The sequence below is a fragment of the Candidatus Sodalis endolongispinus genome, assembly GCF_018777395.1.
In the GTDB taxonomy this organism is placed as follows: domain Bacteria; phylum Pseudomonadota; class Gammaproteobacteria; order Enterobacterales; family Enterobacteriaceae; genus Sodalis_B; species Sodalis_B endolongispinus.
Genome location: NZ_JAFJYC010000001.1, coordinates 527,774 through 541,866 on the forward strand (window position 1 = coordinate 527,774; position 14,093 = coordinate 541,866).

Sequence of the window (14,093 nt, forward strand, 5' to 3'; positions counted from 1 at the left end):
CTGGATAAATATATTTTTTAGTGGCGGAGGTAATAAAACCGCATAATGATCAATTAAGATGCCGCGCCGCGCCTTCGCTGAAATTGCGCTGGCGCAAAACTGCCGCCGCCCTCGCACGCCACGCGCGGGCAAATATTGATTTAACGCAATGTTTTGCGCTTTTTGTTAAATATTGGTAGCCAAAAAAGCCATTTCGGCGAAATGTTGCTAAAGTGTGATTAATAAAATACGGTGTTAAAAATAAATGAAAATTATAATGTGGAATATTCGTTTCTGCAGGGTAGCATTATTTAATATGCTCATCGCGCGATAATGCATGTTTATTAATATCGCCTCCATAACGGTCATCATACCGTCATTATTGTCACTTGACGTTATTTCCGACATTTGGCACACGACCTGTTGCTCACCTCGCGCCCGGTCCCTTGGCTTAAGGCGGACACCACTAACATCATCTTGCGCCATCAGACCCAGCGACCGCTATTTGTCATTGAGACATTGCCTCGCCGCACACGAACGGCTTTCGCCACGCTGTGCGCTGACCGCGCTGAAGCTTCTGGCGCCATCAGCAGGTGAGATTGAGGTTTCAGCTCTGGCTTAACCGTCCTTCATCCCATCATCCCTTCCTATTACTCCTCACCCCACCTCACCCTGTCTCAGCATAAGCCCTTCTTTGTCGGGCAAAATAAGCCTCAACATAAGCTTAAGCCTCTTCGTCGCATCACACTGAGCATCAGCATCAGTAAAAGCATAAGCCCTTCCTTGACGGGCAATGGGCGAAACAACCGCCGCCATGGTGCCGTTATGGCAAAAAAAAGCTGCCCGCAGGCAGCCATGCAACATTTGAATAGCCACGGCCTCGGGCGCGCGGCTTCGTCCACTCTGGTTCGGGGGCGTCGACTCAGTTCGGCAAAATGAACTTCAGCGCTTCGCCGATATCGGCCAGGCTGCGCACGGTCTTAACGCCCGCGGCTTCCAGCGCGGCGAATTTTTCATCCGCGGCGCCCTTGCCGCCCGCGATAATCGCGCCGGCATGGCCCATCCGTTTCCCCTTCGGCGCCGTGACACCGGCGATATAGCCGACCACCGGTTTGGTGACGTGACTCTTGATATAGGCGGCGGCTTCTTCTTCCGCGCTACCGCCGATTTCGCCGATCATCACGATGGCTTCCGTCTGCGGATCCTCTTCAAACAGCTTGAGGATGTCGATAAAGTTTGAGCCAGGGATCGGGTCACCGCCGATACCCACGCAGCTGGACTGACCCAGGCCAGTATCGGTGGTTTGCTTCACCGCTTCATAGGTCAGGGTGCCGGAGCGGGAGACAATACCCACCCGGCCGGGCTGATGGATATGCCCCGGCATAATGCCGATTTTACATTCCCCCGGGGTAATCACGCCCGGGCAGTTAGGCCCGATCATGCGCGCGCGGCTTTGCTCAAGCTTGGCTTTCACCGTCAGCATATCCAGCGTTGGGATGCCTTCGGTGATGCAGATAATCAGCTCAATGCCGGCATCGATGGCTTCAAGTACCGAGTCCTTGCAAAACGGCGCCGGCACATAGATTACCGATGCCGTTGCGCCGGTTTTGTCAACCGCCTCGCGAACGGTATTAAACACCGGCAAACCGAGATGCTCGGTGCCCCCTTTGCCGGGCGTGACGCCGCCGACCATTTGGGTACCGTAGGCCAGCGCCTGTTCGGAGTGAAAGGTCCCCTGGCTGCCGGTAAAACCCTGGCAAATGACTTTGGTGTTTTTATCAATCAAAATAGACATTACTTACCCTCTACCGCGGCGACAACCTGTTGAGCCGCGTCAGTCAGACTTGTGGCGGCGATGATGTTCAGCCCGCTATCCGCCAATCGCTTGGCGCCCAGTTCGGCGTTATTCCCTTCCAGACGGACCACCACGGGGACGCTGACGCCCACCTCGGATACCGCGCCGATGATGCCATCGGCTATCAAATCGCAGCGGACGATGCCGCCGAAGATATTGACCAGCACCGCTTTCACCTTCTCATCCGACAAAATGATTTTGAACGCCTCGGTGACGCGCTCCTTGGTGGCGCCGCCGCCTACGTCAAGGAAGTTGGCCGGTTCGCCACCGTGCAATTTGACGATATCCATCGTCCCCATCGCCAGGCCGGCCCCGTTCACCATACAACCGATATTGCCGTCCAGCGCCACATAGTTCAGCTCCCATTGGGTGGCGTGCGCTTCGCGTTCGTCTTTCTGGCTGTGATCGCGCATCTCACGCAGCTCCGGCTGGCGGAACAACGCGTTACCGTCGGCGCTCAATTTGCCGTCAAGGCAGATAAGATCGCCGGCACCGGTAATCACCAGCGGGTTGATTTCCACCAGCGCCAAATCGCGCTCTAAAAACAGCGTCGCCAGGCCCATGAAGATTTTACTGAACTGAGAGACCTGCTTGCCGCTCAGGCCCAGTTTAAACGCCAGCTCGCGGCCCTGATACGGCTGCGGGCCGGTGAGCGGGTCCAGTGCCACTTTATGAATCAGGTGCGGCGTCTCTTCCGCCACCTTCTCAATCTCCACGCCCCCTTCGGTGGATGCCATAAACAACACGCGGCGCGTGCCGCGATCGACGACCGCGCCCAGATAGAGCTCCTTGGCGATGTCGGTGGCCGCCTCCACCAGAATCTGATTGACCGGCTGGCCCAGGGCGTCCGTCTGATAGGTCACCAGACGCTTACCCAGCCACTGCTCCGCGAAGGCGCGGATTTCTTCTTTCGATTTCACCACTTTCACGCCGCCGGATTTACCGCGGCCGCCCGCATGCACCTGGCATTTCACCACCAAAGGGCCGGCGCCGATTTTCGAGGCGGACTCTTCCGCTTCACGCGGCGTATTGCAGGCGTAACCGGTCGGGGCAGGAAGACCATACCGAGCAAACAGCTGTTTTGCCTGATATTCATGTAAATTCATGATGTTGTTTCCATCTTCGTCTGGAGAGTGTCAGCGGCGCTCGGTCGCGTCGCCGTAATGGGGCATCAAAGCCGTTGACCTCGGGCGGCGGCTCCGGGCCGCCGCCGTCATGCGCTAAACGTCCAGCAGCAGGCGAGTAGGATCTTCGAGCATCTCTTTCACCGTCACCAGGAAACTGACGGATTCTTTGCCGTCGATAATCCGGTGGTCATAAGACAGCGCTAAATACATCATCGGTAGGATAACCACCTGCCCGCCCACCGCCATCGGCCGATCCTTGATGGCATGCATGCCCAGGATCGCGCTTTGCGGCGGGTTGATGATGGGCGTCGACATCAACGAACCGAAGACGCCGCCGTTGGTAATGGTAAAGTTACCGCCGGTCAGCTCCTCGACTTTCAGTTTGCCATCGCGGCCCTTAACAGCCAACTCCTTGATTTTCTTCTCGATATCGGCCATGCCCAGCGCATCGATATCCTTAAGTACCGGCGTCACCAGGCCGCGAGGCGTGGATACCGCGATGCTGACATCAAAGTAGTTATGGTAAACCACATCTTCGCCATCGATAGACGCGTTCACTTCCGGGAAACGTTTTAACGCTTCCAGTACCGCTTTGATATAGAAGGACATGAAGCCCAGACGGATACCGTGGCGCTTTTCAAACGCATCGCCGTAGTGCTTGCGCAGATCCATCACCGGCTGCATGTTCACCTCATTAAAGGTGGCCAACATGGCGGTGCTGTTTTTCGCTTCCAGCAGACGTTCGGCCACGCGCTTGCGCAGGCGGGTCATTGGCACGCGTTTTTCGCTGCGGTTGCCGAGCGCAGGCGCCGGGGCGTCTTCCTGGGTGGCGGCCGTGGCCTGGGCGGCGTTCTGCCGGCCGGCGATATGTTTTTCCACATCTTCGCGGGTCAGGCGTCCGCCTACGCCGCTGCCTTTAATGGCTTCGGGATTGAGATTGTGCTCGGCGATAAGGCGGCGAATGGCCGGGCTCAGCGCGTCGTTGCTTCCCTCTTCCAGGCCCGCGGTGTGGCGCTGGGCCGGCGTGGACTCCTGGCTCTGGGACTTCTCGGTGGTCGCCTGGCCGGTACTGTCGCCCGGGCGCAGACGCCCAAGCACTTGACGGGCGGTCACGGTAGCGCCTTCGTCTTCCAACAATGCTTCCAGAACGCCGGCTTCAGGGGCGGGAACTTCCAGCACCACTTTGTCGGTTTCAATCTCGACCAGCACTTCATCACGCTGAACACTGTCACCGGGCTTTTTATGCCAGGTGGCGACGGTGGCATCCGCGACCGATTCAGGCAGGTCAGGAACCAGAATATCTACGCTACTCATTCTCTATCCTTATTGTTAATTAACGTTCAGCGCGTCGTTGACCAGATTTTTTTGCTGGGTCTGGTGTACGGACAAATACCCTACCGCCGGCGAGGCGGAAGCCGGACGGCCCGCATAATTCAGCGTGGCGCCTGCGGATATCACTTCGCGGAAATGGTGTTGGCTGCAATACCAGGCGCCCTGATTTTGTGGCTCTTCCTGGCACCAAACGAAATCCTCTACATGCGCATACGGCGCCAGCGCCTCCCGGACCGCCTGCAGCGGGAACGGGTAGAGCTGTTCAATACGCACGATGGCCACGTCCTGCTGCCCGTTTTTGCGCCGCTGCTCTAAAAGATCATAATAGACTTTGCCGGAACACATCACGACGCGTTTAACGCCCTGCGGGTCGAGATCGTCCACCTCACCAATGGCGGGCTGGAAGGTGCCGCTGGCCAGCTCCTCAAGGGACGAGATCGCCAGCGGATGGCGCAGCAGCGACTTGGGCGACATGACAATCAGCGGCCGGCGCATATTGCGCAGCGCCTGGCGCCGCAGCATATGATAGACCTGCGCCGGCGTTGACGGGACGCAGACTTGCATATTTTGTTCCGCGCACAGCTGGAGATAGCGCTCCAGGCGGGCGGAAGAGTGCTCCGGTCCCTGCCCTTCATAGCCGTGGGGCAGCAGCATTACCAACCCGCACATCCGTCCCCACTTTTGCTCGCCGGAACTGATAAATTGATCGATGACCACCTGGGCGCCGTTGGCGAAATCGCCGAACTGTGCTTCCCAGATAACCAAGGTCCGCGGCTCGGCGGTGGCGTAACCGTATTCAAACGCCAGCACCGCTTCCTCCGACAACACCGAGTCCCAGACGCGGAAGCTGCCTTGGCCATTGTTCACGTGGCCGAGCGGGGTATAGCTTGAGCCATTCTTCTGGTTATGCACCACCGCGTGGCGATGGAAGAAGGTGCCACGGGCGGTGTCCTCTCCCGACAGGCGGATGGGGACCCCCTCGTCCACCAGCGTGGCGTAGGCCAGCGTTTCGGCGCCGCCCCAATCGAAAGGCTTTTCACCGCGCGCCATCGCGGCGCGGTCGTGATAAATCTTGGCTATCCGCGGTTGCATTTCGACGCCGGCCGGCACCTCGCTGATGCGGTGCGCCAGCGCCTGCAAACGCTTACTTTCCACCTGGATCGGGTACCCTTCGTCCCAGTCATGATTGAGATAGCGCTGCCAGGCGAAGGAATGCATATTCATCTGCCGCCACTCTTTCACCACGCACTCACCCTGATCCAGCGCGTCGCGGAACACATTGACCTGTTCGGTGGCGTCGGCGAGGGTGATAAGGCCGTCGCGCTTCAGGCGGTCGGCGTAGATTTTGCGCGGCGTCGGGTGCTTTTTAATTTTCTGATACATCAGCGGCTGTGTGGCGCTCGGCTCATCGGCCTCGTTATGGCCGTGGCGGCGATAGCACACCAAATCGATCATCACGTCACGTTTAAAGGTATTGCGGAAATCAAACGCCACCCGGGTGACAAACGCTACCGCTTCGGGATCGTCGGCGTTGACGTGGAAAATCGGCGCCTGCACCATTTTGGCGATATCGGTACAGTACTGGGTAGAGCGCGCGTCGTGGGGATTGGAGGTGGTGAAACCCACCTGATTATTGATAACGACACGCACCGTCCCGCCCACGTCGTAACCGCGCGCCTTGGACATGTTCAGCGTTTCCTGCACCACGCCCTGGCCGCTGATAGCGGCATCGCCGTGCAGCGTAATCGGCAACACCATCGTGCTGCTCTGTTCATCCATCCGGTCGATACGTGCGCGAACCGAGCCCATGACCACCGGGCTTACGATCTCCAGATGAGAGGGGTTGAACGCCAATGCCAGGTGCACCAACCCGCCTTCAGTTTTTATGTCGGAAGAGAAGCCCTGATGGTACTTCACATCGCCGGTGCCTAAATGCTCTTTATGTTTGCCGGCGAACTCGTCAAACAAGTCTTGCGGCTTTTTGCCCAGCACATTGACCAGCACGTTCAGGCGGCCGCGATGCGCCATGCCCAGCACCACTTCCCGTGTACCGTTGCTGCCGGCATAACGGACCATTTCTTTTAGCATCGGAATCAGCGCATCGCCGCCTTCCAGCGAGAAACGCTTGGCGCCCGGGAACTTGGCGCCCAGATAACGCTCAATCCCTTCCGCCGCGGTCAGCTCAGCAAGAAAACGCGTTTTCTCGTCGCGAGTGAAACTCGGCTGGCCCACCACCGACTCGATACGTTGTTGGATCCAGCGTTTTTCTTCGGTATTGGTGATGTGCATATATTCGGCGCCGATGGCGCCGCAATAGGTTTTTTTCAGCGCCTCGTACAAATCCGCCAATTTCATGGTGTCGCGGCCAATGGCAAACGACCCCACGTTAAAGGTTTCCTGAAAATCAGCCTCGGTAAGGTGATGGAAGGCGGGATCAAGATCGGGAACCGTTTCCTGTTTCCACAGCTCCAGGGGATCCAGATTGGCATGCTGATGCCCGCGAAAACGGAAAGCATTGATGAGCTGCAGGACTTTCACCTGCTTCGAGTCGATATCCGGATCGTTGACCGAGGCGGTATAGCGTGTCGCATCCTTCGCCAGACGGCGGAAATATTCCCGCGTTTTGGAGTGGAGTTGATCGGGGCTGACACCCGCGGTCGGTAGCTGTTTAAAAATTGCACCCCAGCTCGCATCGACAGAGTCAGGATCCGTCAAAAAATCTTCATAGAGCTGCTCTATGTAGGACTGGTTTGCGCCCGCCAGATAGGAGGAATCCAGCCAGGCCTTCATTGCGCCGTTCTGCATCATGATCCCTTAAGCTTATTAAGCTTCAGTTTTCGCCATGGTTAACCCGTAATCGAGTCACATATAAGCGGTTCAGCCAGCGGATTACCCCTGCGAGGTCATCTTTGCCGAAGGAACCTTTGAAAAGCGACTGGCCGCATGGCCGTTAACCGGTTTTCAAAGGCTTCCTGCGCTGTCCCCCGGTCGCCGCGGCGCTCGGGGGACAGCAGCGCCTATCAGGCGCTGTAGTTCACCAGCATACTTTTGATATGACCGATAGCCTTGGTAGGGTTAAGCCCTTTGGGGCATACGCTGACACAATTCATAATGCTGTGACAGCGGAAAACGCTGAAAGCGTCGTTCAGATCATCCAACCGCGCCTGCTGATGGGTGTCACGGTTGTCGATAAGGAAACGATAGGAAGCCAGAAGCCCCGCCGGACCGATGAATTTATCGGGGTTCCACCAGAAAGACGGACAAGAGGTAGAGCAGCAGGCACAGAGAATACATTCATACAGACCGTCCAGCTTGGCGCGCTGTTCCGGCGATTGCAGATGCTCTCGCGCCGGCGGATTGCGGCCGTCGTTTATCAAGAAGGGTTTGATCTTCTCGTACTGGGCATAGAACTGCCCCATATCCACCACCAAATCGCGGATGACCGGCAGGCCGGGCAGCGGGCGAATAACGACTTTATGGTCGCCCTTGCTCAGCATCGACAGCGGCGTAACGCACGCCAAACCGTTTTTACCGTTCATGTTGACACCGTCCGAGCCGCACACCCCTTCACGGCAGGAGCGGCGAAACGACAGGCTCGAGTCCTGCTCTTTAAGCTGGATTAAGGCATCCAGCAGCATCATATCGCGCCCCTCCTCCACAGTGAGGGTGTAGTCCTGCATGCGCGGCTTATCGTCGACATCGGGATTGTAGCGATAGATGGAAAATTCAACCTTCATGATTCATCCTCCACCCTAGTAGGTACGCACTTTCGGCGGGAACGCCGGGCGTAATGTCGGTTGCATGTTGACCTTACGACGCGTCATGCTGTCGCTGTCGGGTAAATACAGCGAGTGGCACAGCCAGTTTTCATCGTCGCGGTCCGGGAAATCGAAACGGCTATGGGCGCCGCGGCTTTCGGTGCGGAAATTTGCCGACAGCGCGGTGGAGTAAGCGGTTTCCATCAGGTTATCCAGCTCCAGGCACTCTACGCGTTGGGTGTTGAATTCCGTCGAGGTGTCGTCAAGACGGGCATGATGTAAACGCTCTCGGATTTCCCTAAGTTCCGCCAGCCCTTTGGCCATGGCGTCCCCTTCGCGGAACACCGAGAAGTTGTTTTGCATACAGGCCTGTAGCGCTTTGCGGATCTCGACCGGATCCTCCCCGCTGCGATTATTGTTCCAGCGGTGATAGCGGCTCAGCGACGCCTCAATATCGTCGTTGCTGGCATCCCGCGTCGGCCCTTGCTCTGTCAACGATTCCTGCAGATGCATCCCCGCCGCGCGGCCGAACACCACCAAATCCAGCAGCGAATTGCCGCCTAGGCGGTTAGCGCCGTGCACCGAGACGCAGGCGATTTCCCCCACCGCGAACAGGCCGTGGATAACCACGTCTTCACCCTGGGCGTTGACGGTGATCGCCTGGCCGCTCACTTTGGTCGGGATCCCTCCCATCATGTAATGGCAGGTGGGAATGACCGGAATCGGCTCCTTCACCGGATCCACATGGGCGAAGGTGCGCGACAATTCCAGGATCCCCGGCAGACGCGATTCCAGTACCTCTTTGCCTAAATGGTCCAGCTTCAGTTTCACGTGTGGCCCCCACGGGCCGTCGCAACCGCGGCCTTCGCGGATTTCAATCATAATCGAGCGGGCGACCATATCGCGGCCCGCCAGATCTTTGGCGTTCGGCGCGTAACGTTCCATAAAGCGCTCGCCGTGCTTATTCAGCAGATAACCGCCCTCACCGCGGCAGCCCTCGGTGACCAGTACCCCGGCACCAGCGATGCCGGTGGGGTGGAACTGCCACATTTCCATATCCTGAACCGGCACCCCGGCGCGCAGCGCCATGCCGACGCCGTCGCCGGTATTGATGTGGGCATTGGTCGTGGATTGATAAATGCGTCCGGCGCCGCCGGTGGCGAGAATGGTCGACCGCGCCTTGAAATACACCACTTCACCGGTTTCAATACACAGCGCGGTGCAGCCCACGATGCCGCCATCCTGGTTTTTCACCAGATCAATGGAATACCATTCGGAAAAAATGGTGGTGTGGTTTTTCAGGTTTTGCTGATAAAGCGTATGCAGCAGCGCATGCCCGGTGCGGTCGGCGGCAGCGGCGGTACGTGCGGCCTGTTCGCCGCCGTAGTTAAGCGACTGGCCGCCGAACGGACGCTGGTAGATGCGCCCGTCGTCAAGGCGGGAAAACGGCAGCCCCATATGCTCCAGCTCCAGCACCGCTTCCGGACCAGTTTTGCACATGTATTCGATAGCATCCTGGTCGCCGATGTAGTCAGACCCTTTGACCGTATCGTACATATGCCACTGCCAGTCGTCTTCATGGTTGTTGCCGAGCGCGACGGTGATACCGCCCTGCGCCGACACCGTATGGGAACGCGTAGGAAAAACTTTGGAAATTAACGCGCACGAGAGCCCCATCTGGGAAATCTGCAGCGCGGCGCGCATACCTGCGCCTCCTGCGCCGATTACTACGGCGTCAAACTCTCTCACCGGCAATGACATTGACTACGCCCCCCACACCACAACAGTTCCATAAAGTAAATACACCATGAGCACGATAACGATGGCCAATTGCAGCAGCCGCCGCAGTGCCAGGAGCTTGATGTAATCCGTTAATACCTGCCACATGCCGATCCAGGTGTGCACCAGGATGGAAAACAGGGTCAGTAGGGTAAAGACTTTCGTCATGGGGGTGGCGAAAAAACCGCGCCAGACGTCATAGGTGAGAGTATCTGCAAACAGGATAAAACCGAGCAGATAAATAATGTAAAGGCAAATTACGATGGCGGATGCACGAACCAATAACCACTCATGTACTCCGTTACGTCCTAATGCCGAAGCATTGCTTACCATACGAGGACTCCAGCCAATATAGATAGCACGACAGTTAGCAAAAATGTAACATTTGCGGTGGTTTTACCCATCGCCAACGTTTCTTCCAGATAGCCAAAATCCATCAGCATGTGACGGATACCGCCCAGGGTGTGATAGGCCAGCGCGGTCAAAATCCCCCAAAAGATGAACTTGACGATAAAGCTGTCCATCATGGCGGCCGCTCGAATGAAGCCTTCGGGGGAAGAGAGGGATAATCCGAGAACCCACAGCAGGATGCCGATAGCCACAAACATGATGACGCCGGAAACGCGATGAAGAATGGATGCTATTGCAGTTACGGGGAACCGGATCGTTTGCAGATCCAGGTTGACAGGCCTTTGTTTATTCACGGTTTTGCCCACACAGCTGTTATTATATTCCTTCCTCCGGTCCTGGCTGGATCAGACAGCGTTAACGGGATAAACCATGCGACGTCATGTGCTAAAACCACAATTCCTTGTGCGTAAATGACGCGTTAAATAACGCTGGGTGCTCCTACTACAGGGAGTTCCGGAGACCTTGTTGAAGTATATGGCTTTCACATTATGATTACAATTACTATACAAATAGTTTGTTAACATTTGGACGATTTAGTGAGCACCGTCACGATTCTCACATTTCCTATAAGGGTATACATCCACATTGACAATAAAGCAACATTTTGATTACAAACCATCCCGCTTCTATGCTATAACTCGCTTATCTAGAGACGGCACACTTCCTCCGTGATTAAGTTTATGCAACAGTGTGAAAAGCGCCTTGACCCACAGGTTAAGATGCCCATTAATAGCTAATACTATTTTCGATAAATCTTCACCAACCAAGGCAAACCGTTCGTTCAACCTTTTCAGGTGAAGCGTCAAGCTGCGCTTTGCGCCCGACTTACCGCCATGCGCGGGACGGACGGTAAAACAACGCCGTGGTCAATAAGCTGCCCGTGGTGAAAGATTGAGTTTATACGCGCTAAGGAGAATATAATGGCTGAAAGTAAAGCGACTTTTACCCCTGAGGGGCATGACCCTATCGCCATGGATATGCTAACGGGCACCATGGGCGAAAAAGAAATCGATATCCGCAGCCTGGGCAGCCAGGGGTATTTCACCTTTGATCCCGGCTTCACCTCCACCGCCTCCTGTGAATCAAAGATCACCTATATCGACGGCGACAATGGCGTCTTGCTGCACCGCGGCTTCCCCATCGACCAGTTGGCACTGGAGTCGAACTATCTGGAGGTCTGCTATATCCTGCTGAACGGCGAAGCGCCTAACCGTGAGCAATTTGACGAATTTCGCACTATCGTCACGCGCCATACCATGATTCATGAACAGATCACCCGTCTGTTCCACGGTTTTCGGCGCGACTCCCACCCGATGGCGGTCATGTGCGGCGTGACCGGCGCGCTGGCGGCCTTCTATCATGACTCGCTGGATGTCAATGTCGAACGCCACCGCGAAATCGCCGCGTTCCGCCTGCTGTCGAAGATGCCTACCGTGGCCGCCATGTGCTACAAGTACTCGCTCGGCCAGCCGTTTATTTACCCGCGCAACGATTTGTCCTATGCCGGCAACTTCCTGCATATGATGTTCGCCACGCCATGCGAAACCTATGAGGTCAATCCGGTGCTGGAACGCGCCATGGACCGCATCCTCATTCTGCACGCCGATCACGAACAGAACGCGTCTACCTCCACGGTGCGCACCGCAGGCTCTTCGGGCGCCAACCCGTTCGCCTGTATCGCGGCAGGGATTGCCTCGCTGTGGGGACCTGCACACGGCGGCGCCAACGAAGCCTGTCTGCGGATGCTTGAGGAGATCAATAAGGTGGAGCATATCCCCGAGTTCATCAAACGCGCCAAGGATAAAAACGATTCGTTCCGCCTGATGGGCTTCGGCCACCGCGTGTACAAGAATTACGATCCGCGCGCAACCGTGATGCGCGAGACCTGCCATGAAGTGTTGAAAGAGCTTAAGCTTTCCGATGACCTGCTGGCGGTGGCCATGGAGCTTGAACACATCGCGCTGCACGACCCCTACTTTAAAGAGCGCAAACTCTATCCCAACGTCGATTTCTACTCCGGCATCATTCTGAAAGCCATGGGCATCCCGTCCACCATGTTCACGGTGATTTTCGCCATGGCGCGCACCGTCGGCTGGATAGCTCACTGGAAAGAAATGCACGACGATGGTCTGAAAATCGCCCGCCCGCGCCAGCTCTACACCGGCTATGCCCAGCGCGACTTCCACAGCCAGCGCAAATAAGCCTGCCCCGTCGGGGACCTGCGCCATGTCAGTCGCTCTGCGCCTGCCGCCAGGCCAACTGCTCCAAATAGCGGTTTTGCTGTTGCCAAGCCGCATGCGCCTCATCCAGCGAGCAAGGAATGAAATGAACGGGCTCGCCCAGACGGATCTGCGCCAGATGATACAAATCGGCCTCGATGATACAGGCGATACGCGGATAACCGCCGGTGGTCTGGGCATCGGCCATCAGTACAATAGGCTGGCCGCCGGGGGGCACCTGCAATACGCCGTGGGACAAGAGCTCCCGCTCGGCGGTGCGCTGTAGGGCGCTGCCCAGCAGCCGATAGCCCATGCGGTTACTTTGTGGACTCAATTGCCAGGCGACACGCCAGAACGCATCGCGCGCCTCGGCGCTGAATTCCTGATACTCCGGCCCCGGCAGCGCCCGTACGCGGTTGCCGAACAGCAACTGTTTAATCCCCATTTGCCGCGTCGGCAGCCGTTGCGGCCGCCCGTCCGCCAGACTGTCGCCGTCGCGCACCCATCTGCCCTCCAGACCGCCCATCGCCGCTTTGAATATCGGTACTGCGCGATTGCAGCACCGGCGGGACGTCAAAGCCGCCGGACAGCGCAAGATAGCTGCGCATGCCGTGTTTCGGCAGGGCCAATTTCACCTGCTGCCCCGGCCGTACCGCAAAGCGCCAGCCGGTCCAGAGAGGTTTACCGTCCAGCCGGGCGTGACAATCCGCGCCGGTCAGCGCCAACCAGCCCGGACGGGTAATCTCGGCGCAAAACTGTCCCAGGGTAATTTCCAGCACCGCGGCATCGGGCGCGTTGCCCACCAGTAAATTTGCCATCTTCATGGCTGGCTGGTCCAGCACCCCGCCCTGGCTGATACCGAGGTGGCGATAACCGCTGCGGCCGCCGTCTTGCACCGCGGTCATCATGCCGGCGCGAATGACGTTCAGCATACCCCCTCCTTTTGCGGCACAAAGCGCACGTTATCACCGGGGCGCAACAGCGTGGGCGACGCCGCATGGGGTGTGAACAGCGCCACGGGAGTGTGGCCGATTAACTGCCAACCGCCGTGACTGCTCAGGGGATAGATGCCGGTCTGCCGCCCGCCGATACCGACCGATCCGGCGGCAACCTGCAGACGCGGCTCGGCGCGACGCGGGGTGTTAAGCGCCTCCGGCAAGCCGCCGAGATAGGGAAACCCCGGCTGAAAGCAGAGGAAATAGACAATATAGTCAGCGCCGGCGTGGCATTCCACCACTTGGCGTGGCGTCATGCCGGTATGTTCCGCCACCTGCGCCAGGTCGGGACCGGCATCGCCGCCATAGATAACCGGGATGGCTATTTGCCGCGCTTCGGGCAATACCGATTCGCTCTCCTCCCACCAGCGCTGCAGGCGTTCTATCGCATCCAGCGCCGTGAGCTGCGGGTGGGTCAGCAGCACCGTCAAATTGTTCATGCCGGGAATCGCTTCGCGCACATCCGGGTGCGAGGCGATACGCTGCGCCAATCCCCAGATACGGCGCTGGCTCATCAGACTGATCGGCGGCTCCAGCTCCAGCACCACCGCCCGCTCCCCCAACAAATAACATCGCGCCCGTTGCAATTCCGCCTCCTGAAAAACCGGCCAGATGCCGGATTCATTACCTTGCTCATT

At 57.6% G+C, this 14,093-nt stretch carries 10 protein-coding genes and 1 pseudogene; 1 reads left to right on the forward strand and 10 read right to left on the reverse strand.

All coding sequences use genetic code 11. From position 1 onward, the window contains the following. Positions 1–901: 901 nt before the first annotated feature. The 8 genes from sucD to sdhC all read right to left on the reverse strand — a co-directional run bounded on the left by sucD (position 902) and on the right by sdhC (position 10,546). Positions 902–1,774, reverse strand: a complete 873-nt coding sequence (gene sucD, locus JZM24_RS02650) for a succinate--CoA ligase subunit alpha (RefSeq protein ID WP_215668465.1) — start codon at positions 1,772–1,774, stop codon at positions 902–904. Continuing rightward, on the reverse strand, positions 1,774–2,940 hold the full coding sequence (sucC, locus tag JZM24_RS02655; RefSeq protein WP_215668466.1) for an ADP-forming succinate--CoA ligase subunit beta: 1,167 nt from the start codon (positions 2,938–2,940) through the stop codon (positions 1,774–1,776). The genes sucD and sucC overlap by 1 nt, the downstream gene beginning before the upstream one ends. A 114-nt stretch (positions 2,941–3,054) precedes the next feature. Then, a complete protein-coding gene (gene odhB / locus JZM24_RS02660) occupies positions 3,055–4,275 on the reverse strand; it encodes a 2-oxoglutarate dehydrogenase complex dihydrolipoyllysine-residue succinyltransferase (RefSeq protein ID WP_215668467.1) in 1,221 nt (406 codons plus the stop codon). A 15-nt stretch (positions 4,276–4,290) separates the two neighbouring features. Beyond that, positions 4,291–7,098: a 2-oxoglutarate dehydrogenase E1 component gene (gene sucA / locus JZM24_RS02665; protein WP_215669977.1), complete on the reverse strand. Its 2,808-nt coding sequence runs from the start codon at positions 7,096–7,098 to the stop codon at positions 4,291–4,293. Positions 7,099–7,313: 215 nt separating this feature from the next. Further along, positions 7,314–8,030: a succinate dehydrogenase iron-sulfur subunit gene (locus tag JZM24_RS02670; RefSeq protein WP_215668468.1), complete on the reverse strand. Its 717-nt coding sequence runs from the start codon at positions 8,028–8,030 to the stop codon at positions 7,314–7,316. A gap of 15 nt (positions 8,031–8,045) precedes the next feature. After that, positions 8,046–9,812: a succinate dehydrogenase flavoprotein subunit gene (gene sdhA, locus JZM24_RS02675; RefSeq protein ID WP_215668469.1), complete on the reverse strand. Its 1,767-nt coding sequence runs from the start codon at positions 9,810–9,812 to the stop codon at positions 8,046–8,048. Positions 9,813–9,815: 3 nt separating this feature from the next. Further along, entirely contained in the window at positions 9,816–10,163 is a 348-nt protein-coding gene (sdhD, locus tag JZM24_RS02680; protein ID WP_215668470.1) for a succinate dehydrogenase membrane anchor subunit, read from the reverse strand. Then, positions 10,157–10,546 carry a succinate dehydrogenase cytochrome b556 subunit gene (gene sdhC, locus JZM24_RS02685; protein WP_215668471.1) on the reverse strand — a complete coding sequence of 130 codons (390 nt, stop codon included), beginning with the start codon at positions 10,544–10,546 and terminating at the stop codon, positions 10,157–10,159. Before sdhC ends, sdhD begins: the two co-directional genes overlap by 7 nt. Before the next feature lie 615 nt (positions 10,547–11,161). Here sdhC and JZM24_RS02690 point away from each other — a divergent pair. Then, positions 11,162–12,442 carry a citrate synthase gene (locus tag JZM24_RS02690; protein ID WP_215668472.1) on the forward strand — a complete coding sequence of 427 codons (1,281 nt, stop codon included), beginning with the start codon at positions 11,162–11,164 and terminating at the stop codon, positions 12,440–12,442. A gap of 28 nt (positions 12,443–12,470) precedes the next feature. Here JZM24_RS02690 and pxpC read toward each other — a convergent pair. Beyond that, positions 12,471–13,392: pseudogene (gene pxpC / locus JZM24_RS02695) on the reverse strand (5-oxoprolinase subunit PxpC). After that, complete coding sequence (gene pxpB, locus JZM24_RS02700; RefSeq protein ID WP_215668473.1) at positions 13,386–14,042, reverse strand: 5-oxoprolinase subunit PxpB; 657 nt, start codon at positions 14,040–14,042, stop codon at positions 13,386–13,388. Before pxpB ends, pxpC begins: the two are co-directional and overlap by 7 nt. Between the last annotated feature and the right edge of the window lie 51 nt (positions 14,043–14,093).